Here is a 20,042-nt window from a genome sequence, read left to right on the forward strand (position 1 = left end):
ACGGCGGCGATGTCGGCCGGGCCGCCGACCCGGGTGAGGAGGGCGGTCGCGGTGGAGGCGGGGTCGTTGCGCACGCCCCGGGTGTGCGGGTCAGCGGGCCGCGTGCGCCAGCGCGGCACGCAGATGGCCGCCGGACTCCTCCAGAAGACGGGCGGCCGTCGGGCCGTCGACACCGGCGAGGAGGGCGAGGATCGCGTGCTTCACCTCGCCGCCGGACTCGGTGAGGGACTTCTCGATCTCCTCGTCCGAGGCGCCCGTGGCCAGGGAGACGATCCGGCGGGAGCGGGCGCGGAGTTTGTCGTTGGAGGCGCGGACGTCGACCATCAGGTTCCCGTAGGTCTTGCCGAGCCGGATCATCGTGATCGTCGACAGCATGTTCAGGACCAGCTTCTGGGCCGTGCCCGCCTTCAGGCGCGTGGAGCCGGTGATCAGTTCGGGGCCGACCACGACCTCGATGCCGTGCTCGGCGGCGGCCGCCAGCGCGCTGTGCTCGTTGCAGGCCAGGCCGACGGTCAGCGCGCCCAGGGCCCGGGCGTGCTCGACGGCGCCGATCGCGTAGGGGGTACGGCCGGAGGCGGAGATGCCGACCACGGTGTCGGCGGGGGTGAGCGCCAGCGCGTCCAGGTCGCGGCGGGCCAGTTCCCCGGAGTCCTCCGCGCCCTCGACGGAGGTCACCATTGCCTCCCGGCCGCCCGCGAGCACGCCGACGACCTGCGCGGGGTCGGTGTTGAAGGTGGGCGGGCACTCGGCGGCGTCCAGCACGCCGAGCCGGCCGGCGGTGCCGGCGCCGGCGTAGATCAGCCGTCCGCCGCGGGCCATGCGTTCGGCGACGGCGTCGATGGCGGCGGCGATCCGGGGCAACTGGGCGGCGACGGCGGCGGGCACTCCGGCGTCCTCGCCGTTCATGAGGCGGGCGATGTCGAGGGTGGGAAGGCGGTCGATCTCGGCGAGCTCGGGCCGGAAGGCTTCGGTGGTCAGGGAAGCCAACTGCTGACGCAGGTCATGGGAGGTCATGGGGGTGGCTTTCTCAGGTCTGGGTGCCGTTGTGCGTGCTGTTGCCCACCCGGGGTCGGTCACCTGGGGCCGGTCACCTCGGTCGGTCACCTGCGGCCGGTGCGATGCCGGTGAGCGAGCGCCTCGTACGACGCCGCCAACGCGGGCGCCGCCGACTCGTACGTGCGCTGGGCCACTCCCACGAACAGGCAGTCCACCACGAGCAGTTGACTCGTCCGCGAGGACATCGCGGCGGGTCGCAGCTCGCTCTCCCGTGAGGTGGACGTGGTCAGCACGTGGTCGGCGTACTGGGTGACCGGCGAGTCCGGCCGGCCGGTGACGGCCACGGTCGTGGCCCCGTGCTCGAAGGCGACCCGCAGCGGCTCGATGACGTCCCCCGTCGAGCCCGAGTGGGTGATCGCGATCGCCACGTCACCCGAGCGGAGCTGCACCGCGTTGGTCACGGCGAGGTGCGGATCGCTGTGGGCGTGGGCTATGAGGCCTATGCGGAGCAGCTTCTGGGTGAGGTCCTGGGCGACGAGCCCCGAGGCCCCTATGCCGTACACATCGGTGCGCCGGGCCCCGGCCAGCGCGCTCACAGCGGCCCCGAGCTGGACGGTGTCGAGCCCGGCGGCCGTGTCGGCGAGGGTCTGCTGCTCCTCGTAGGCGAGTTTGGTGACGACGTCGGCGATGGGGTCGTCCACCGCGATGTCGGTCGTGATCGCGGGCGCCCGGCCCGACTGCTGTTGCGCGGCGAGCCCGGCGAGGGCGAGCCGCAGGTCGCGGTAGCCGGGGTAGCCGAGGAGCCGGGCGGTGCGGACGACCGTGGCCTCGCTGGTGCCGGTGAGCTCGGCGAGGCCGGTGACCGTGAGGGCGGCGCAGCCGGCCGGGTCGCTCGCGACGGCCTCCGCGACGCGCTGCATGGAGCGGGTCATGGACGGGGCGAGGGTGCGCACCTTGGCGGCGAGGGAACCGCCCGGGCTGCCGAAACTTTCCTTCACGTCCTGGGTCACATATGAAAGGTATTTTCGGCTCGGCGTCGGGGTCAAGAGTGCGCACAATGGGTTCCATGGAGCCCATCACACCCCTTGAGCAGGCCCTGCATGCCGCCCGAGCCCTCGTGCTCGCCGATCTGATCGCCGGCGAGGTCGCGGAGGCGGACGTGGTCTCGCTCGTCGAGGACTCCGTCGCCGAGCGCCGCTGGTGGGTCGAGCAGTGGCCGGACGGCGCCACCTATATCGCGGGGCTGGTCGCACAGGACGTACAGGACGCGCTGCTGGACCGGTACGGCCGCTGGCCGCTGTGCCCGGTGTGCGGCTCCGGCGACCCGCACGCGCTGGACGTGGAGCCCGAACTGGGCCCCGATCCGCACTGGGTGTGCCACAAGGCGGGCGTGAAGGTCGCCGCGGTGGGCTCGTTGGGCTCGGCCAGGGGCGGAATGGCCTCTTCGTGACCCTCTACATCGACCCGCCGACCTGGCCGGGACACGGCCGCATGTGGTCGCACCTGGTCAGCGACGTGTCCTACGCCGAACTCCACGCGTTCGCCGAGCGGCTGGGCGTGCCGAGGCGCGCCTTCGAGCGCGACCACTACGACCTTCCGTCGCACCGGTACGCGGAGGCGGTGGCGGCCGGCGCGGTGGAGGTGGGCAGCCGCGAGGTGGTGCGGCTGCTGCACGCCTCGGGCCTGCGCCGGCGCAAGGGGCTCGTTCAGCGGCGCAGTTCGTAGGCGAACTCGGCACCCTCGTCGCTGACCTGAGTGAACCCGGCCCGGGTGACCACCGCCTGCGAGGCGGTGTTGTCCCGCTCGACGGTCGCGAACAGGGAGCCGACGTCGTCGCGGGCCAGCGCCCAGTCCGCGAGCGCGCGCAGGGCCTCGGTGGCGTACCCCTGACCGCGGGCGCCCTCGACCAGGTCGTAGCCGATCTCCACCCGGCCGTCCTCGTCCGGGACGCCGTGGAAGCCGATGCCGCCGATCGCACGGCCGTCCTCCTGCCGGACGAGGGCGAAGACCCCGAACTCCGGCCGGTGCACACCGGCTTCGTACGCCTTCAGCAGGAAGGAGGCGGCCTCCCGGGTGCCCTCGTACGGGCCGCCGTCGAGCCAGGTGAAGCCGCCGTCGCCGCCCAGGCGCAGACCGTGGGCGGCGGCCGGGCGGACGCCGACCAGGGTGAGGCGCTCTGCCGGGATGACCAGGTTGTTGTTCCAGCGCCACTCGGTGACCGGGGCGCGACCGGGCAGCTCGCCGCGGCCGGTGGCCCACAGCAGGGTCGGCCAGGGGGCGGGGCCGGGCTGGACGTGCGGGAAGAGGCAGGCGAGGAGGGACTCGACGAGCTCGGCCGGCGGCTCGTAGGCGATCCCGAGCCCCTCGGCCATGTCGTGGGTGTGCAGCAGCACCTCGGCGATGCCCATCGCGGCGAAGCCCTGGGCGTCGGCGCTGCGGAAGGGGTAGGGGTGGAAGGCGCGGACGCCGGGCAGGGCGGTGCGGACGGCGGCGGCGAGGAGCGCGCCGGTCGTCTCGATGACGTGCAGCAGACCCGCGTTGTCGGTGCCCTCGTCGAGGGTGAGCTCGAAGGGGAGGTAGCCGTCCTGCGCGCGTCCGGCCAGGTTGGCGGCGTAGGCGATGAGGTCGTCGGCGACATGGACGGCGGTGGTGTGGCAGTCCCACTCCAGCCGCCCGGCCGGTACGGCCCGCCAGTCCCGGTCCACCGCCGCGCGCAGTGCCGCCGTGCAGCCTGCCACGGCCTCGGTCACATCGTCCCCGTTTATCGGTCGCATGGAGCGAACCCTAGGGGGCCGTACCCCTCAGGTCGACAGCATTTCCAGCTCGGAGGCGAGGTTGTAGCGGGCGGTGGCCTCCCAGTGCTCCTGGCCGTAGGGGGTGCGGAACAACCGGGGGAGGGCGAGGAGTTGGCGCAGGACCGCCGAACGGCCCTCCTTGAAGGCGTCGTTCGGCACGAAGTGGTACTCCTCGCGCACCTCGGCGGTGTAGACGGCGTACGCCGACGGGGGCGCGGCCAGGATCGCGAGGTCGGCGTCGCACAGCACCTCGCCGTTGCGGTCGTCGTCGGCCGGGTCGTGCGTGAAGGTGAGCCGGACCAGCCGGGCCACCTCGGCGGTCGTCTCCGCACGGACCCCGGCCTCGGGGAGCGCGCGCTCGGCGAGGCGGGCCGAGCGCTCCTCGTTCTCCGACCGTTCCGGGAGGTAGACGGCGTCGTGGAACCAGGCGGCCAGGCGCACGACGTCCGGGTCGGCGGCGTACTTCTCCAGTACGTCGATGTGGTCGAGCACCGCGGCGAGGTGGGCCGGCGTGTGGTACCGGCGCTGCGGCTCCTGCCAGCGGGCGAGCAGGCTGTCGGCGTACGGCGCGGGATCGGGCCCGCCCCCGGGGGCACGGGCGGCTTCCAGCGCACGGGCGAAACGGAGACGCAGGGCATCGAGGTCGGCCATGGGCCCATTCTTCCGCGCCGCGCGCCGTCGTTCCGCCGTGACGCCTGTCCGTCGGCGCCCTGACGCGGACCCCACCTGCTCGCGCACAGGCGTAGTCTTGGAATTGGACTAGACCTGTAGTGGCCGACGATGAATGGGGTGCCATGAGCAAGCGTGCAGTCCTGGAGGTGATCGCGCTCGACGTCGAGGACGCGGTCGCCGCCCAGGCCGGAGGCGCGGACCGCCTGGAGCTGGTCACCGACATGGCGGCCGACGGGCTCAGCCCGGCGCCCGCCACCGTCGCCCGGATCCGGGCCGCCGTCGACATCGACCTGCGCGTGATGCTCCGCCTCGCGGACGGGTTCGCGGCCGGAGACGTGGACGGTCTGGTCCGGGTGGCCGGCGGCCTGCGCGAGGCCGGCGCCGACCAGTTCGTCCTCGGCTTCCTCGACGCGGACGGCGCGGTTCACCTGGCGGCGGTGGAGCGGGTGGTCCAGGCGCTGGACGGCTGCGCGTGGACCTTCCACCGGGCGATCGACCGGGCCGCCGACCGCGACGCCCTGCGCAAACAGCTCGCCGACCTGCCCGGCCTCGACACCTACCTCACCGCGGGCGCCGCCGGCGGGGTGGACGAGGGCCTGCCGACGCTGGTCGCGGAGGCGGGCCGGCGGGGGGAGCCGGGGTACGGCCAGACCCTCCTGGTCGGCGGCGGCCTGCGCCTGGAGCATGTGCCGCGGCTTCGGGCCGCCGGTATCGACGCCTTCCACATCGGCGGCGCGGCCCGGCACTCCGGGTGGGAGGGGCCGGTTTCCGAGGGGGCCGTGCGGGAGTGGCGGAGGGCGTTGGACGCGGGGTAGCGCCCCGGGCCCGCGGGTCGTTAGCCGGGCGCGGCACAGCCCCCGTGCCTCTTACGGAGCCGCGGTGCTGTCGGCCGTCACCCGGCCGCCATCCCGACGAGCACGAGGAGCAGCACCAGGGCGAAGCCGGTGAGCGGGAAGAGGCCCAGGATTCCGGCCGGGCGCCGCAGCACCGGGCGGCCCGGGTCCAGCCCGGGGCCCTGGGCGCCGGCCGGTGCGGGGAGCTTACGGATCTTGGCCAGGGCGAAGAGGTTGATCAGCAGCGTGACGGGTGTGATGAGCATCGACGCCGGACCCCACCACCCCTGCGCCATGGTGTCCGACTGCATCTTCCGGAAGACGGCGAGCGCGCAGGTCTGGCAGAAGGTGCCCTTCCGCCACAGGTTCCGCATCACGATCAGCATGCCCTGGTGGCCGCGGATCGTCACCCGCTCGGCGGGCGCCGCTCCGCACACCTCGCACCCGACGCCGGGAGCGGCCGGGTACGCGCCGGGGGCCTGCTGATACCCGGCCTGGCCGAAGTCGGCGGGCGCCTGCGGGTAGGGAGCCTGCCCGTAGCCGCCCGGTGCCTGCCCGTAGCCGCCCGGTGCCTGCCCGTACGGCCCGGCGGGCTGCGGCTGCTGTCCCACCGGCGCCTGCGGATAACCCGCGGGGGCCTGCTGATACGGCCCCGGCGCCTGCGGGTGGCCCGCGGGTGCCTGCTGGTAGGGACCGGGGTACTGCTGGTACGCGGGGTGCGAAGGCGGTGGAGTGCTCAACGGAGGCCTTTCCATGGGGACATGCCGCAACGGCACGACACCCTAGCGGTGCGCCGTCAGGCCAACTGCGCCGGCAGCGGTGCCGAGTGCGTCACGATCAGGCCCGAGACCGCACGCGTCAGCGCCACGTACAGGCGTCGCAGGCCGGTGCGTTCGTCCGGCTCGCCGTCCACCACCGCCTGGGGCTCGTCCAGGACCACGTAGTCGTACTCCAGGCCCTTGGCGAGGGAGGCCGGGACGAGGGTGAGGCGGGTCTCCCGGGTGGTCTCCTCGCCGGGGGCGAGGTGGGGGAGCCCAGCCGCCGTCAGGGCCTCGGCCAGGACCGGGATCCGGGCGTCGGCGGCGATCAGGCCCGTCGAACCCTCGTTGCGCAGCAACTCCTCGCAGGCGGCGATGACTTCGGACGTCTCCGTCGTCGTACGGACCTCGAAGAAGCCCGGGTTCTCGCGGACCGACTCGACCGGGGTGAGGCCCGGTGCGGTGTGCGGGAGCAGGCGGGAGGCGTAGGTGATGACGTCCGTGGGGACGCGGAAGCCCGCCGTCAGCTCCTCGATGACGCCCTCCGTCTTGCCGAGGTGGGCGAGGGCTTCGTCCCAGCTGCGGGTCGCCCAGGGAGTCGTGCCCTGCGCCAGGTCGCCCAGCACCGTCGCGCTGCCCGTCGTGCAGCGGCGGCCGACGGCCCGGTACTGCATGGGGGACAGGTCCTGCGCCTCGTCCAGGACGACATGGCCCAGCGAGTGGGTGCGCTGGATCAGATCGGCTGCCTCGTCGATCAGCACCGCGTCCGCCGCCGACCACTTGGCCGACTTCACGCTGCGCACCGGCCTGGCCCACAGGATCGTCTTCTGCTCGTCCTCGTCCAGGACCCCGGCGGCGTGCTCGGCGAGGAAGTCCGCGTCCGTCAGCAGGCGCAGCACGAGCTTCGCCGGGTCCACGGCCGGCCAGATCTCCTTCACGGCCGCCTTCACCGCGCTGTTGCGGGCCACCGCGTCCTGCACCCGGTCGTCCGGCGCCTCGCCCGAGCGCTCCATCTGCACCAGCACCGCGTGCGCGATCCGCTGCGGCAGGGCCTCGCGGGCCGCGCCGTACCGGATGTCCCGCTGCAGCAACTCCCGGACGATGTCCTCCAGTTCGTGCGCCGGCACCCGCCAGCGCCGGGAGCCGCGCACCACCACGACCGCCTCCGTCGGCAGGTTCACATGGGAGTACAGGGCCCGGCGCAGCACCTCGGCCATCCGGGCGTCGCCCTTGATCATGGCGGCGGCCGCCTCGTCCGTGCCGCGCACCTCGACATGGGCGACCAGGTCGTCGACGGTCGCCTGCTGGACGGTCAACTCGCCCAGTGCGGGCAGGACCTGCTCGATGTAGTGCAGGAAGGACCTGTTCGGGCCGATCACCAGGGTGCCGGTGCGGGCGAGCCGCTCCCGGTGGGCGTAGAGGAGGTAGGCGACCCGGTGCAGGCCGACGGCGGTCTTTCCGGTGCCGGGGCCGCCCTGGACGCAGACCGTGCCGGACAGGCCGGAGCGGACGATCTCGTCCTGCTCGGGCTGGATGGTGGCGACGATGTCCCGCATGGGGCCGACACGCGGCCGCTCGATCTCCTGCTGGAGCAGCTTGCTGGTGGCCGCCGCCTCGGCCGGGTCGGAGAGGTGCTCGTCCTCGTACGCGGTCAGGTCGCCGCCGGTGTAGCCGAAGCGGCGGCGCAGGCCGACGTCCATCGGGTCCTTCTTGGACGCCCGGTAGAACGGCTGCGAGACCGGGGCGCGCCAGTCGATGACCATGGGGTCGCCGTCGGCGTCGTGCACATGCCGCCGCCCGATGTAGAACTGCTCGCCCTCCGCGCCCTCTGCCTCGTCCGCGCGAGGCGCGTGCAGATAGTCCAGCCGGCCGAAGAACAGCGGGGTGTCGCTCAGGTCGGCCAGCGCCTTGATCCGCTCGTCGATCTGGCGGGACAGTACTTCGGCGTTGACCCAGTTGGCGGTGACGTCCCGGATGTCCAGCGACTCCACGTCCTCGCGCATGGCGCGCAGAGCGGCGCGGGAGTCGGCGAGGTGGGATCGCTCTCGGGCGAGTGGGTCGTCGGCGGGAGTGGACGTGGACAAGGGGGTGCCTCCGGTGGACCTGCTGGGTGACTATGACGAAGCCGTCCGGTTTCCGACCGGGCGACGGCACTCCGGGAGGGGAGGCGGGCAAGAGCGGAGATTCTAGGCGGGTGCGCGCGGCGGGGGCCAATGGTTTTTCCGCCCCCTGTCCGGCCCCTGTCACGGCCCTGTCCGGCCCGCTCCGACCCCTAGGGGACGGGCAGCCCCCGAAGTAGGGGCCGGGGTCCACCCGTAGATCTACGCGGGGCCGTCCGGGATTGGCTCTGCAGACCGATGCGGGTGGCGCGTCCGGCGATCCACCATGGAGACATGAGCGCAGCAACCATCTCCCCAGGCCCTGTCCGACCGCCGACCGGCGCCACAGCCGTGGACGGCCCGCATCACCACCCGCTCGGCAACGCCCTGCGCGCCATCAAGGTGTTCGCGGAGGCCGCGTTCGGCGTGATCATCCTCGGCGAGTACGGCGAGGAAGCGGGCATACGCCGCAAGTAGCCGTCGCGGGCAACGCGCTCCTGCTCGCGGTCGCGGCTCAGCCGGTGCTGTCCTCCGCCAGGATCTCGTCCGCGTCCACGATCCGGTAGGCGTAGCCCTGTTCGGCCAGGAAGCGCTGGCGGTGGGCGGCGAAGTCCTGGTCGATGGTGTCGCGGGCGACGACCGAGTAGAAGTGCGCCTGGTGGCCGTCGGCCTTCGGGCGCAGGACCCGGCCGAGGCGCTGGGCCTCCTCCTGGCGGGAGCCGAAGGTGCCGGACACCTGGATGGCGACCGTCGCCTCCGGCAGGTCGATGGAGAAGTTCGCGACCTTCGACACCACCAGCACGCTGATCTCGCCCTCGCGGAAGGCGTCGAAGAGCTTCTCGCGCTGGGCGTTGGAAGTCTCGCCCTTGATGACGGGCGCGTTCAAGTGCTCGCCCAGCTCGTCGAGTTGGTCGATGTACTGGCCGATGACGAGGATCTGCTGGCCGGCGAAACGGCGGACGATCGCCTCCGTCACCTTCCGCTTGGTGTCCGTCGTCGCACAGAAGCGGTACTTCTCCTCCGTCTCGGCCGTCGCGTACGACAGCCGCTCGGCGTCCGTCAGATTCACCCGGACCTCGACACAGTCGGCCGGAGCGATGTACCCCTGCGCCTCGATCTCCTTCCAGGGCGCGTCGAACCGCTTCGGCCCGATGAGGGAGAACACGTCCGACTCGCGGCCGTCCTCGCGGACGAGGGTCGCGGTGAGGCCCAGCCGGCGGCGCGCCTGCAGATCGGCGGTGAACTTGAAGACAGGAGCGGGCAGCAGATGCACCTCGTCGTAGACGATCAGACCCCAGTCCCGGGAGTCGAACAGCTCCAGGTGCGGATAGACACCCTTCCGCTTGGTCGTCAGCACCTGGTAGGTGGCGATGGTGACCGGGCGGATCTCCTTCCTGGTACCGCTGTACTCGCCGATCTCGTCCTCGGTCAGCGAGGTCCGCTTCACCAGCTCGTGCTTCCACTGCCGCGCCGAGACGGTGTTGGTGACGAGGATCAGGGTCGTGGACTTGGCCTGGGCCATGGACCCGGCGCCGACCAGCGTCTTCCCGGCGCCACAGGGCAGCACCACGACACCGCTGCCGCCGTGCCAGAAGTTCTCCACGGCCTGCTTCTGGTACGGCCGAAGCGCCCAGCCGTCCTCCAGCAGCTCGATCGGATGCGCCTCGCCGTCGACGTACCCGGCGAGGTCCTCGGCCGGCCAGCCCAGCTTCAGCAGCACCTGCTTGATCTGCCCGCGCTCGGACGGGTGCACGACGACCGAGTCCGCATCGATCCGCGCCCCCACCAGCGGGACGATCCGCTTGGACTTCAGCACCTCCTCCAGCACCGGCCGGTCGGTGGTGGTCAGCACGAGCCCGTGTGCCGGGTGCTTGCTGAGCGTGAGCCGCCCGTACCGGTCCATCGTCTCGGCGATGTCCACGAGCAGCGCGTGCGGGACCGGATACCGGCTGTACTGCACGAGCGCGTCCACGACCTGCTCGGCGTCATGCCCCGCGGCCCGCGCGTTCCACAGCCCGAGCGGGGTGACCCGATAGGTGTGGATGTGCTCGGGCGCACGCTCCAGCTCGGCGAACGGCGCGATGGCACGCCGGCAGTCGTCGGCCCGCTCGTGGTCGACCTCCAGGAGCAGGGTCTTGTCGGACTGGACGATCAGTGGTCCGTTCACGTGCGGCACACACCCTTTCCACAACAACCAAACGTCCAGTCTGCCCTAAACGCCGACGATCACCGTCAGTCTTCCGCGAGCTCCGCCACGCCGGTGATCCGGTGCAGCGGATAGGTGCGTACCTCGTCCGCGGTGTGGTCGTACGCCGTGACGAAACCGCCCTCCACCTTGACCGGGGCGATGACGCGCTGGCTGGCGGTGCCCTCGGGGTTGACGTAGCCGATCCAGAGGGACGCGCCGGTCAGGACGGCGGCCTGCACGGTGGCCAGGGTCTCGGCGGAGGAGGTGCGGGGCAGTTCGCCGCCCGGCAGCGGAGCCCCGGCCCCGGGGGTCTTGCGCGGGGCGGTGGCGGCCAGGTCGCCGGCCCGGATCGCCCGGATCGCCGCCGTGAGCAGCGTGGCGTCGGGCGGCGGCGGGCCGTCCGGGACCGGCTCGGGGGCGGTGCGCGGCGGGGTGCGGTGGGCGTGGGCGCGGGTGATCAGGACGTCACCCTCGGCGGACTCGGCGGCCGGCGCGTAGCCCATCGCGCGCAGGCCCTCCAGCAGCGTGGCCGGGTCGCACTGGGCGGCCAGCACGGTCGGGGCGAGCCGGCGCAGCCGCAGGGCGGCGGCGCGCCGGTCGGCGAGGATCTCGTTCAGCAGGGCGTCGTCGTCGCAGCGCACATACGCCGAGGCCGCGCCGACCCGGAGATGCCCGTGCTTGCGGGCCACGTCGTCGATCAGATACGCGAGCGGCTGCGGCACCGGGGTGCGGGAGTGCTCGGCGAGGAAGGCGTGCAGATCGGCGGCGGTACGGCCGGCGTCCAGGGCCCGCCGTACGGAGGCCGGGGTGAAGCGGTACACCGTCGCGCCGCCCTTGGACTCGACGTCCGCCAGCACGTCCAGCAGATCGGCGAGGGGGCGTTGCAGCGGTCCGGGTGCCACCGCCGTCAGATCGGCCTGGAGCAGCACGTGGTCCAGCGGCTCGGGCAGGAGCGGCGCGAGGAGCCGGGCGGCGGCGGCCGTCGCCACGGCCTGCTCGGCGGGGGAGAGCGGGGTGAGGGCGGGGCCGGGACGGTGGTGATGGTGGACGGGCAGCTTGTCGCCGGGGCCGGTGGGCTCGGTGAGGGCGGTGGTGACGGTGTCGAGCGAGCCGACGGAGGCGGCCGCCGAGCCGGAGGCGCCCGGCGTGCGAGGAGCGCCCGACGCGGTGCGCGAGCCCGTTCCCGTCCCCGGTGCCGGTGCCGGTGCGCCCAGCAGCGCCCGGCCGTGTGCCGACAGCGCGCCCCGTCCGGTGACGCCCAGCAGCTCCGCCTCGGACAGGGTCCAGCGGGCGAGCCGGGAGCGCAGGTCCTCGTCGCCGTCCCGCTGCTGGGGTCCGCGCAGGGGCCGTTCCCAGCGCAACCGGGCCAGCACCGACCCGGTGTCCGGTGCGGCTCCCGCCGGCAGCCCGGCCAGCAGGGTCAGCACCCGGTGCCGTACCTCGGGCGCGGCCGAGCGGTCCAGGCCGGGGCCGAGCGCGGCGAGCGTACGGTCCTTGGCGTCCCGCCCGCCGACCAGCCCCGGCGTCCGGGTGGCCGCCAGCCAGGCCGCCGCCAGCTGGGACCAGCGCTCGGCGGCGGGCCGCTCCAGCCACTCGTCGTAGGCGGGCGTGGCCGCGTACCGCTCGTCGGCCTCGCCGTCGGAGGCGATCAGCCCGGCCGCGTACGCCAGTTCCACCCAGAACGCGGCGACCGGCTCGGACACGTCCAGGGCGACGGCGGTCCGCTTCAGATCGCGGACGCTGAGACCGCCGGCCCGCAGCACGGCCGGGCCGCCCTCGTCCCAGTCCTTCAGCAGCTCCTCGACCGTGGCGAGCGCGGTGTACGCCTGCCCGGCCGCCGTCGCGTCCACCACCTGCGGACCGTATGCCGCGGCCGCCTCCACGGCGGGCGGCAGCGGCTCGGGTGCGCGGTGCGCCCGGCCCTCGCGCAGATGCAGGGCTACCTCGCGCGGCAGGACGACCGTGCCGGGCGCGGTCGGCAGCAGCAGACCGCGGTCGAGCAGCCAGCGCAGATGCGCCGCCGGTTCCGGGGTGACCTGCCCGTACGGCGGCCCCCACACCAGCCGCGCCAGCACCTCGCGGGCGGGTTCCGGGGCGCCGGCCAGCAGCTTGCCCATCTTCTTGCGGTCGTCGAACAGCGCGGCGAGCGCGGTCACGGCGGACACCGAGTCGTGCGTCGAGGGCAGCCCGGCCGCCGTGACGATCTCCTGGATCCGGCCCGGCGACATGCCCGAGGTGGCCTCCTGCACGCTGGGGCCGAGCCCGGTCGGGGAGGGGTGCTGCGGGGACGGCGCGAGGAGTTCGCGGGCCGTGCGCACCAGCCGCAGCCGCTCGTCCTCGCCCCACACCAGCGCCTGTTCGCGCAGGGTGCCGAGGGCGTGCGGCAGCGCGGCGGCGACCTTCTCGTCCCCGGCGTCCCCGGCCATCAGAGCGAGGAGCGTGTCGTAGGACGCCGGGTCCGGGGCCACGGCCAGCGCCTCCGCCGTCTGCAGCGCGAACCGGTCCAGCCGCTCCAGCGCGCGCAGCACCGAGGCACGGGTGCCGGCGCGGGTGGCCAGCTGGGTGAGGTCGGTCGGGACAGGCGTGATGAGGTCGGGGCGGCTGCGCAGCAGCGCGGCCAGCAAGGCGTCGTCCCGCGCGCGGAGCGCTTCCGCGAGGGAACGGGGAGCGGGGTGGGCCGCTTGGCTCATCTGACCCACGGTAGCGGGTGCCGTCGCCGAGGGGGCGTCCCCGGAGGTCCCCACTCGGGGTGCGGGTTCGGCGCCAGGTCTCTGCGCTACCGTCCTCACGGGGTTTCATCACCGTCGCCCCGGAGGGGTTCCGTTGGGGATCGAGAGCGACCAGGTCGTCTACGAGTACCTGAGCCGTGTCGGAGACATCGCTCAGCAACGGCAGCTGCCGTCGGCCACGCGGATGCGGCTCGTGTCGGAGCTGCGCAACGAGATCGACCGGCACCGGGCCAGGGCGACGGTCGACAGTCCCGCCGCGGTCCGCCGCATCCTGGACCGGCTGGGCACCCCGGACGAGGTCGTCGCGGCCGCGGGCGGCACGTCCGGCACCGGCGGGGTCGCACAGCCGCCCGCCGCCGTGCCGGTGCAGCCCGCGCCGCGCGAACGGAACCCGAAGGCGCCGGATCCGGCGGACGGGGAACGCCAGAACGGTCCGAGGGGCCTGAAGGCGCTGCGCCGGGCCGTCCCCCGCCCCCGCCCCGACGAGACCCGGTCCGAGCCCTTCGTCCCGCGCGACGCCCCGTCCCCGCCGCACCTGGCCGCCGCGCACGAACTCGGGGACAGCGCCGTACAGCCCGACTGGTGGCGAGCCGGTGGCGGTTCCTTCGGTGTGGCCGCCGAGACGGACTCGGTGCCGGGGTTCGTGGGCGGGGTGGAGATCCCGGAGCTGCTCAGGCGGCCGCCGAAGGAGCGGGAGCCGGCGGACCGGGCCCCGGCGCCGGCCAAGCCGGAACCGGAGGCGACCGAGGCCGACCCCGCGCCCTCCGCCGCGCGCCGGCGTCTGCTCCCCCGCCCCGCGGCCGGCTGGACCAACCCCCTCCTGCTGCTGGCCGCCGCCGCGCTGGTCGCCGGTGCGGTGCTCGGGAACTGGTTCGCGCTACTCCTCGGCTGGGTGATCGCCTACGGCTCCCGGCGGCTGACGCCCGCGGAGACCAAGACGGCCGTGATGGTCCTGCCGGGTACGGCGGTCGCGGCGGGGACCGTGTGGCTGTGGGGAAGGGTCAACGGCCGCTGGGGCCAGCCGATCGCCCAGGGCCACATGAACGACGCGGTCGCCGGGACATGGCCGTGGGTGGTCCGGGGGGCGGCGGTGGCTTCGGCGCTGTTCCTGGTGTGGCGGTCGCAGAGGACCAGGTGAGGCGCGCCCCGAAGGAGCGCGGGGAACTGCGCGACCAGCCCACGGCGGACCGCACCCGGCAGACGACGGTGACCCTGTGGCGCACGCCCGTCCGACCGAACCGCCGGAGGCACCGGCCCTGACACAATGCCGCATATGACATTCACCGTCGGATTCGACCTCGACATGACCCTGATCGATTCCCGGCCCGGTATCCACGCCTGCTACCTGGCGCTGTCCGAGCGGACCGGGACCCATATCGACGCCGATCTGGCGGTGACCCGGCTCGGACCGCCGCTCGCCGAGGAGCTGATCAACTGGTTCCCGGAGGAGCAGGTGCCCGCGATGGCCGACCTGTACCGGGAGATGTATCCGGCGATCGCCATCGCCGCGACCCCCGCCATGGACGGCGCCCGGGAGGCGATAGCCGCGGTGCGGGCGGCCGGCGGGCGGACGATGGTGGTCACGGCGAAGTACGAGCCCAACGCCAAGCTGCACCTGAGCCACCTCGGCATCGAGCCGGACGTGGTCGTGGGCGACCTGTGGGCCGAGCAGAAGGCGCAGGCGCTGCGCGAGTACCGCGCCGGCGTGTACGTCGGCGATCACGTCGGGGACGTGCGCGGGGCCCGTACGGCGGGGGCGCTGTCGGTCGCCGTGGCGACCGGACCCTGCCCCGCCGACGAGCTGCGCGCCGCCGGTGCGGACGTGGTCCTGGCGGACCTGTCCGTCTTCCCGGCGTGGCTGGACGCCTACCGCGAGGCGCCCCGCGCCTGACGCCGGCCGGCGGCGATCGACCGCAGGACGCCCGCGCCGGCGACGAGGAAACCGACCGCCATGAGCATGCTCAAACCGAACATGTACGTCGGAAAGGGTTTTGCGCCAAGGAACAGGGGGGCCACCGTGACCAGAGTGGCCACGGCCCCGATGAAGAAGACGATCGCACCGGCGCGGATCAGCCGGTCGCCGGGCGCGGCGGAATTCGTTTGGGTTTTGTCACGCACCGGACCAGGGTAGTTCCCAGCGCGAGGGAACAACCGGGGGACGTCTTGTCACCCGCCCCGAGACCATTAGCCTTGATAGCGGCGGGTCACGGTGGACCCGCTCTAGTGCTATCAAGAGCACTTTTCCCGACTAGTACGAGGACGAGGACAGACGGTGCCGACCGGGCGTGTCAAATGGTTCAACAGCGAGAAGGGCTTCGGCTTTCTCTCCCGCGACGACGGCGGTGACGTCTTCGTCCATTCCTCTGTTCTCCCCGCCGGAGTCGACGCACTCAAGCCGGGACAGCGTGTGGAGTTCGGCGTCGTGGCCGGTCAGCGCGGTGACCAGGCGCTGTCGGTGACCGTGCTGGACCCGACGCCGTCGGTCGCCGCGGCCCAGCGCAAGAAGCCGGACGAGCTGGCCTCCATCGTGCAGGACCTGACGACCCTTCTGGAGAACATCACGCCGATGCTGGAGAAGGGCCGGTACCCGGAGAAGGCCTCCGGCAAGAAGATCGCCGGTCTGCTGCGGGCGGTCGCCGACCAGCTGGACGTATAGGCACCCGTCAGGGAAACGCGAGCGCATCCGGGCCGAGGGGCGGCACCAGCCCCTCGGCCGCCGCGCGTGTGAGCAGGCCGCGGATCGCGGCGTAGCCGTCCTCGCCGAGGTCGGCGGTGAACTCGTTCACGTACAGGCCGATGTGCTGGTCCGCCACGGCCGGGTCCATCTCCTGGGCGTGTGCCATGACGTACGGCCGGGACGCCTCGGGGTCGTCCCAGGCGGCGCGCACCGAGGCGCGGATGGAGTCGGCGAGCCGTGTCAGCGTGCCGGCGCCGAGCGAGCGCTTGGCCACGATCGCGCCGAGCGGGATCGGCAGTCCGGTGGTCCGCTCCCAGTGCTCGCCCATGTCGGCGAGCTTGTGCAGCCCGTAGTTCCGGTAGGTGAACCGGGCCTCGTGGATGACCAGACCGGCGTCCACCTTGCCGTCCCGCACGGCCGGCATGATCTCGTGGAACGGCAGGACCACGATCTCGCCGACCCCCTCCGGAAGGGTGTCCGCGGCCCACAGCCGGAACAGCAGATACGCCGTCGACTTCTCGCTGGGCACCGCGACCGTACGGCCCGTCAGGTCGTCCCCCGGCTCGCGCGTGAGCACCAGCGGCCCGCAGCCCCGCCCCAGCGCACCGCCGCACGGCAGCAGCGTGTACGCGCCGAGGATGTACGGCAGGACGGCGTACGACACCTTCAGCACGTCGAACTCGCCGCGCTCGGCCATGCCGTTGGTGATGTCGATGTCGGCGAAGGTCACGTCCAGCGCGGGGGCGCCGGGGACCCGGCCGTGGGCGAGGGCGTCGAAGACGAAGGTGTCGTTGGGGCAGGGGGAGTAGGCGATCTGCAAGGGCTCACTGGTCATGTGGGTTCCAACTCTCCAGTACCGGGAGGAGCTTCCCGAACGCCTCGGTGAGGGCGGTGAGGGCGTCGCCGATGCGCCAGGCGGCGCGGTCGCGCGGGCCGACCGGGTTGGAGACCGCGCGGATCTCCAGCACCGGCGTGCCGTGCGCGGCGGCCGCCTCCGCCACCCCGAAGCCCTCCATGCCCTCGGCGAGCGCCCGCGGATGCCGGGCCCGCAGCTCGGCGGCGCGGGTGGCGGTGCCGGTGACGGTGGAGACGGTCAGGATGGTGCCGGTGCGGGCGCCGGTCGCCTCGGCCGCGGCGTGTACGACCGGCAGCGGCGGCCGGTGGGTGACGGTCCCGAAGCCGAGTTCGGTGACCGGGAGGAAGCCGTCGGCGGTCTCGGCGCCCAGGTCGGCCACGGTGATCGCGTCGGCGACGACGAGCGAGCCGACGGGCGCCTCGGGCTGGAAGCCACCGCCGATCCCGGCCGAGACGACCAGGTCGTACGGGGTGCCTTCGAGGGCGGCGGCGGTCAGCGCGGCGGCGGTGGAGGCGGCGGCGAGGGCCGGGCCGACGCCGGCGGCGAGCAGATCACAGCCCGTCGCGGTACGGCACAGGAGCGCGCCGGGGAGCCGTGTCCCGCTCCCGGCTCCGGGAAACGCCAGTGCCACCGCGTCCCGCTCGACGGGGACCGCGGTGGCCACAAGGACGCGCACGGAAGCCGTGATCAGGCCTTCGTCAGCTTGAACGACCACATGCCCTGGTTGGACTTCTCGCCCATCCGGATCGTGACCGTGTTGATGTCGCCCTGGGTGCCGTACTGCTGGTTGAAGAACGCGCTGCCCGGGATGGTGCGGTAGGTCTTCTTGCTGACGTCGGTGAACTGCTGGCCGTTCACCAGCAGGACCCAGCCGGCGTCCGCGATCTTCGGGTCGACGCCGATGCGGACCGTCTCGTCCTGGTCGACCTTGATCGACTTGGCCTTGCCGACGTTCTTGACGCACGTCGCCAGCGACTTGGCGTCCAGCGCGTTGCCGTCGTTGTAGCACATGGCCTCGGAGTTGACCGAGCTGTCGCCGACGGTGACCGTCGCGACAGGCGTCGGCTTCTCGCAGGCGGAGAGCAGGAGCAGTCCGGCGGAAACGGCGCCGGCGGCGGCGACGGCGCGGCGGCGTCGCACAACGGATTGCAGCGTGGTCATGACCGAAGGCTATCTGGCGGCCGGAGCCGTCCGCCCATGCGGGGTGCGGCGTGCCCGGTTCGTTACGCCAGCCGTGCCTGCGGTTCGGGAAACCGTGTCCGCTTCGTTATGCCGAGGCCAGAATTGCGCCGGGCGCGATGCCGAGGTGGGGGTGCTGTCGGGCACGTGGGGCGGCGTGGGGGTGGGTCGGGACGTCGGGTGGCGTGGGGTTGGGTCGGCGGCGTGGGGCGGCGTGGGGTTGGGGCTGAGTCGGGTGGCGTCGGGCCCGGTCGGGACGCCGGGTGGCGTGTGGCCGGGGCGGGCGTGTCCGGCGACCCGGGGCCGGGTTGGGACGGCGGGCGGCGTGGGGTGGCGTGGGGCCCGGTCGGGATGTGGGGTGGTGTGTGGCCAGGGCGGGCGTGTCAGGCGGCGCGGGGCCGGGTTGGGACGGCGGGCGGCGTGGGGTGGCGAGGGGTGGGGTCGGGCCCGGCCGGGGCGTCGGCCAGCGTGGGGTTGGGTCGGGTGGCGTGGGGCCAGGGCGGGCGTGTCAGGCGACGCGGGGCCGGGTTGGGGCGGCAGGCGGCGTGCGGTGGCGTGGGGCCCGGTCGGGATGTGGGGTGGCGTGGGGTCGGGGTGGGCGCGTCAGGCGGCGCGGGGTCGAGTTGGGACGGCGGGCGGTGGGCGGCGTGGGGTTGGGTCGGGTGGTGTGTGGCCAGGGCGGGCGTGTCAGGCGACGCGGGGTCGGGTTGGGACGGCGGGCGGCGTGCGGTGGCGTGGGGCCCGGTCGGGATGTGGGGTGGCGTGGGGTCGGGGTGGGTGGGTCAGGCGACGCGGGGGTGGGCGCGGCCGCCGTGGCGGGCCGAGGCGAGGAGGCCCTTGAGGGTGGTCAGCCAGCCGACCGCCACGAACACCGCGCCGACCAGCAGGCCGACGGTGCCGTTGAGCGGCAGCACGATGCCGACGGCGCCGCCGAACACCCACGCCATCTGCAGCAGCGTCTCCGAGCGGGCGAACGCCGAGGTGCGCACCAGCTCCGGCACGTCCCGCTGGATCAGCGCGTCCAGGGCCAGCTTGGCCAGCGCCTGCCCGAACCCGGCGACCGCCGCGAGACAGGCCACCAGCAGCGCCCCGAAGAACAGGGCGGCCACGAGCGCCGTACCGAGCACCACCGCGACGACGGTGACGATGATGATCTCCGGGGCGCGTGATCTCAGCCAGGCCCCGACGGCCGTACCCAGCGCGTTGCCCACGCCGGCGGCGACACCGACGATGCCGAGCGAGACCGCCGCGCTCTCGCCGGTCAGCGGGTGCTCGCGCAGCAGGAAGGCGAGGAAGAAGATCAGGAAGCCGGAGAGGCAGCGCAGGGCGGCGTTGGCGCCGAGCGCGTGGGTGACGGCGGGGCCCACGGTCCGCAGCCCCGGCCGCTTCGCCTGCTCCTTCCTGCGCTGCGGCCCGTGCAGATGCCGCTCGTCGGCCGCGAGCAGAGCCACGTCCTCGCCCTTGGCCGAGTCCACCTTGGGCGGCAGGGAGAAGGACAGGAACGTTCCCGCGACGAAGATCACGAAGGCGCCGTACAGCGGCCAGGGGTCGCCGACCTGGTGCAGCCCCGCCGCGACCGGCGCGGCCACACCGGTGGCCAGCAGTCCCGCCAGGGTGACCCGCGAGTTGGCTTTCACCAGCGAGAACCGGGGCGGCAGCAGCCTGGGCACCACCGCACTGCGGACCACCCCGTACGCCTTCGACGCCACCAGCACGCCCAGCGCGGCGGGATACAGCTCCAGGCTGCCGCTCGCCACGGCCCCCGAGATCACCAGCGCGAGCAGGGCACGGGCCAGCATGGCCCCGGCCATCGCGGCGCGCCGGCCGTGCGGCAGCCGGTCGAGGAGGGGGCCGATGACCGGGGCGAGGACGGTGAAGGGCGCCATGGTGATGGCGAGGTAGAGCGCGACCCGCCCGCGGGCCTCGTCGGTCGGCACGGAGAAGAACACCGTGGAGGCCAGCGCCACGGTGATCATGACATCGCCGGCGCCGTTCACCGCGTGCAGCTCGATCAGCTTGCCGAGCCCCGACTCGCCCGCCCCGTGCGCATGCGTGGCCTTCCGGATCCCGCGCGCGGCCCCGGTGACCGGGAAGTGCAGGGCACGCCCGACGGAACGGACGGCGCCACCGGCCCGGCTCGCACCGCCACCCCGAACACCACGCCTGTCCGCGGTCGCCACGTGCTTCATAGTGCCCCGAGAAGCGGCCGGATAGTGCCCATACGACGCGCATGGCGCCGAACCGAACCACGAGGCGGTGT

The 20,042-nt window shown here is 73.6% G+C and carries 20 protein-coding genes; 7 read left to right on the top strand and 13 right to left on the bottom strand.

The features are described 5' to 3' along the window. Nucleotides 1-90 precede the first annotated feature (90 nt). Both murQ and ACZ5NH_RS27270 read right to left on the bottom strand, forming a co-directional pair. Entirely contained in the window at nt 91-1,014 is a 924-nt protein-coding gene (gene murQ, locus ACZ5NH_RS27265; RefSeq protein ID WP_468778830.1) for an N-acetylmuramic acid 6-phosphate etherase, read from the bottom strand. Nucleotides 1,015-1,100: 86 nt separating this feature from the next. Then, the gene (locus ACZ5NH_RS27270; RefSeq protein ID WP_468778832.1) at nt 1,101-2,006 is read right to left on the bottom strand and encodes a MurR/RpiR family transcriptional regulator; all 906 of its coding nucleotides are present in this window, start codon (nt 2,004-2,006) and stop codon (nt 1,101-1,103) included. A gap of 56 nt (nt 2,007-2,062) precedes the next feature. Between ACZ5NH_RS27270 and ACZ5NH_RS27275 the strand changes: the two genes are divergently transcribed. Both ACZ5NH_RS27275 and ACZ5NH_RS27280 read left to right on the top strand, forming a co-directional pair. Continuing rightward, the gene (locus tag ACZ5NH_RS27275; protein WP_468778834.1) at nt 2,063-2,446 is read left to right on the top strand and encodes a hypothetical protein; all 384 of its coding nucleotides are present in this window, start codon (nt 2,063-2,065) and stop codon (nt 2,444-2,446) included. Next, a complete protein-coding gene (locus ACZ5NH_RS27280) occupies nt 2,443-2,721 on the top strand; it encodes a DUF4031 domain-containing protein (protein ID WP_388630634.1) in 279 nt (92 codons plus the stop codon). The genes ACZ5NH_RS27275 and ACZ5NH_RS27280 overlap by 4 nt, the downstream gene beginning before the upstream one ends. Here the strand turns inward: ACZ5NH_RS27280 and ACZ5NH_RS27285 are convergent. Then, nucleotides 2,703-3,770 carry a GNAT family N-acetyltransferase gene (locus tag ACZ5NH_RS27285; protein ID WP_388630631.1) on the bottom strand — a complete coding sequence of 356 codons (1,068 nt, stop codon included), beginning with the start codon at nt 3,768-3,770 and terminating at the stop codon, nt 2,703-2,705. The two genes, ACZ5NH_RS27280 and ACZ5NH_RS27285, sit on opposite strands and share 19 nt — an antisense overlap. A 27-nt stretch (nt 3,771-3,797) precedes the next feature. Further along, nucleotides 3,798-4,442, bottom strand: a complete 645-nt coding sequence (locus ACZ5NH_RS27290; RefSeq protein WP_468778836.1) for an HD domain-containing protein — start codon at nt 4,440-4,442, stop codon at nt 3,798-3,800. Nucleotides 4,443-4,585: 143 nt separating this feature from the next. Here ACZ5NH_RS27290 and ACZ5NH_RS27295 point away from each other — a divergent pair, with 143 nt between their 5' ends. Continuing rightward, a complete protein-coding gene (locus ACZ5NH_RS27295) occupies nt 4,586-5,278 on the top strand; it encodes a copper homeostasis protein CutC (RefSeq protein WP_468778838.1) in 693 nt (230 codons plus the stop codon). A 77-nt stretch (nt 5,279-5,355) separates the two neighbouring features. On the opposite strand, the gene ACZ5NH_RS27300 is transcribed toward ACZ5NH_RS27295, so the two are convergent. After that, nucleotides 5,356-6,036, bottom strand: a complete 681-nt coding sequence (locus ACZ5NH_RS27300; RefSeq protein ID WP_468778840.1) for an LppU/SCO3897 family protein — start codon at nt 6,034-6,036, stop codon at nt 5,356-5,358. A 56-nt stretch (nt 6,037-6,092) separates the two neighbouring features. Further along, nucleotides 6,093-8,138, bottom strand: coding sequence for a HelD family protein (locus ACZ5NH_RS27305; RefSeq protein ID WP_468778842.1), 2,046 nt, complete (start codon nt 8,136-8,138; stop codon nt 6,093-6,095). A 309-nt stretch (nt 8,139-8,447) separates the two neighbouring features. Between ACZ5NH_RS27305 and ACZ5NH_RS27310 the strand changes: the two genes are divergently transcribed. After that, the gene (locus ACZ5NH_RS27310) at nt 8,448-8,630 is read left to right on the top strand and encodes a hypothetical protein (protein WP_451554801.1); all 183 of its coding nucleotides are present in this window, start codon (nt 8,448-8,450) and stop codon (nt 8,628-8,630) included. Between the two features lie 37 nt (nt 8,631-8,667). On the opposite strand, the gene ACZ5NH_RS27315 is transcribed toward ACZ5NH_RS27310, so the two are convergent. Both ACZ5NH_RS27315 and ACZ5NH_RS27320 read right to left on the bottom strand, forming a co-directional pair. Further along, a complete protein-coding gene (locus tag ACZ5NH_RS27315; protein ID WP_468778844.1) occupies nt 8,668-10,320 on the bottom strand; it encodes a DNA repair helicase XPB in 1,653 nt (550 codons plus the stop codon). Nucleotides 10,321-10,385: 65 nt separating this feature from the next. Then, nucleotides 10,386-13,031 (bottom strand): helicase-associated domain-containing protein, encoded by a 2,646-nt coding sequence (locus ACZ5NH_RS27320; protein ID WP_468778846.1) that lies wholly within the window; start codon nt 13,029-13,031, stop codon nt 10,386-10,388. A 133-nt stretch (nt 13,032-13,164) separates the two neighbouring features. Here ACZ5NH_RS27320 and ACZ5NH_RS27325 point away from each other — a divergent pair, with 133 nt between their 5' ends. Next, the gene (locus tag ACZ5NH_RS27325; protein ID WP_468778848.1) at nt 13,165-14,208 is read left to right on the top strand and encodes a hypothetical protein; all 1,044 of its coding nucleotides are present in this window, start codon (nt 13,165-13,167) and stop codon (nt 14,206-14,208) included. 126 nt (nt 14,209-14,334) lie between these two features. After that, nucleotides 14,335-14,961, top strand: coding sequence for an HAD family hydrolase (locus ACZ5NH_RS27330; protein WP_388630607.1), 627 nt, complete (start codon nt 14,335-14,337; stop codon nt 14,959-14,961). Here the strand turns inward: ACZ5NH_RS27330 and ACZ5NH_RS27335 are convergent. Beyond that, entirely contained in the window at nt 14,937-15,188 is a 252-nt protein-coding gene (locus tag ACZ5NH_RS27335) for a hypothetical protein (protein ID WP_356303861.1), read from the bottom strand. The two genes, ACZ5NH_RS27330 and ACZ5NH_RS27335, sit on opposite strands and share 25 nt — an antisense overlap. Before the next feature lie 154 nt (nt 15,189-15,342). On the opposite strand from ACZ5NH_RS27335, the gene ACZ5NH_RS27340 reads away from it, so the two are divergent. Continuing rightward, nucleotides 15,343-15,726, top strand: a complete 384-nt coding sequence (locus ACZ5NH_RS27340) for a cold-shock protein (RefSeq protein ID WP_351805449.1) — start codon at nt 15,343-15,345, stop codon at nt 15,724-15,726. Between the two features lie 7 nt (nt 15,727-15,733). Here the strand turns inward: ACZ5NH_RS27340 and ACZ5NH_RS27345 are convergent, their stop codons facing one another. From ACZ5NH_RS27345 to ACZ5NH_RS27360, 4 genes are all read right to left on the bottom strand, one after another. Next, nucleotides 15,734-16,582: a 1,4-dihydroxy-6-naphthoate synthase gene (locus ACZ5NH_RS27345; protein WP_388630603.1), complete on the bottom strand. Its 849-nt coding sequence runs from the start codon at nt 16,580-16,582 to the stop codon at nt 15,734-15,736. Further along, nucleotides 16,572-17,279: a futalosine hydrolase gene (locus ACZ5NH_RS27350; protein WP_468778851.1), complete on the bottom strand. Its 708-nt coding sequence runs from the start codon at nt 17,277-17,279 to the stop codon at nt 16,572-16,574. The genes ACZ5NH_RS27345 and ACZ5NH_RS27350 overlap by 11 nt, the downstream gene beginning before the upstream one ends. 11 nt (nt 17,280-17,290) lie before the next feature. Next, a complete protein-coding gene (locus tag ACZ5NH_RS27355; RefSeq protein WP_388630597.1) occupies nt 17,291-17,764 on the bottom strand; it encodes a DUF2771 domain-containing protein in 474 nt (157 codons plus the stop codon). A gap of 800 nt (nt 17,765-18,564) precedes the next feature. Then, nucleotides 18,565-19,971, bottom strand: a complete 1,407-nt coding sequence (locus ACZ5NH_RS27360) for an MFS transporter (RefSeq protein ID WP_388630594.1) — start codon at nt 19,969-19,971, stop codon at nt 18,565-18,567. Nucleotides 19,972-20,042: the final 71 nt, after the last annotated feature.

This window comes from Streptomyces sp. NPDC031426, assembly GCF_055581585.1.

Excerpts from the sequence above, each read along its gene's own strand:
- ACZ5NH_RS27285 (WP_388630631.1), bottom strand. The coding sequence starts at position 3,770 with ATGCGACCGATAAACGGGGACGATGTGACCGAGGCCGTGGCAGGCTGC.
- ACZ5NH_RS27310 (WP_451554801.1), top strand. The coding sequence starts at position 8,448 with ATGAGCGCAGCAACCATCTCCCCAGGCCCTGTCCGACCGCCGACCGGC.
- ACZ5NH_RS27275 (WP_468778834.1), top strand. The coding sequence starts at position 2,063 with ATGGAGCCCATCACACCCCTTGAGCAGGCCCTGCATGCCGCCCGAGCC.
- ACZ5NH_RS27345 (WP_388630603.1), bottom strand. The coding sequence starts at position 16,582 with ATGACCAGTGAGCCCTTGCAGATCGCCTACTCCCCCTGCCCCAACGAC.
- ACZ5NH_RS27290 (WP_468778836.1), bottom strand. The coding sequence starts at position 4,442 with ATGGCCGACCTCGATGCCCTGCGTCTCCGTTTCGCCCGTGCGCTGGAA.
- ACZ5NH_RS27295 (WP_468778838.1), top strand. The coding sequence starts at position 4,586 with ATGAGCAAGCGTGCAGTCCTGGAGGTGATCGCGCTCGACGTCGAGGAC.
- ACZ5NH_RS27330 (WP_388630607.1), top strand. The coding sequence starts at position 14,335 with ATGCCGCATATGACATTCACCGTCGGATTCGACCTCGACATGACCCTG.
- ACZ5NH_RS27355 (WP_388630597.1), bottom strand. The coding sequence starts at position 17,764 with ATGACCACGCTGCAATCCGTTGTGCGACGCCGCCGCGCCGTCGCCGCC.
- ACZ5NH_RS27320 (WP_468778846.1), bottom strand. The coding sequence starts at position 13,031 with ATGAGCCAAGCGGCCCACCCCGCTCCCCGTTCCCTCGCGGAAGCGCTC.
- ACZ5NH_RS27360 (WP_388630594.1), bottom strand. The coding sequence starts at position 19,971 with ATGAAGCACGTGGCGACCGCGGACAGGCGTGGTGTTCGGGGTGGCGGT.
- murQ (WP_468778830.1), bottom strand. The coding sequence starts at position 1,014 with ATGACCTCCCATGACCTGCGTCAGCAGTTGGCTTCCCTGACCACCGAA.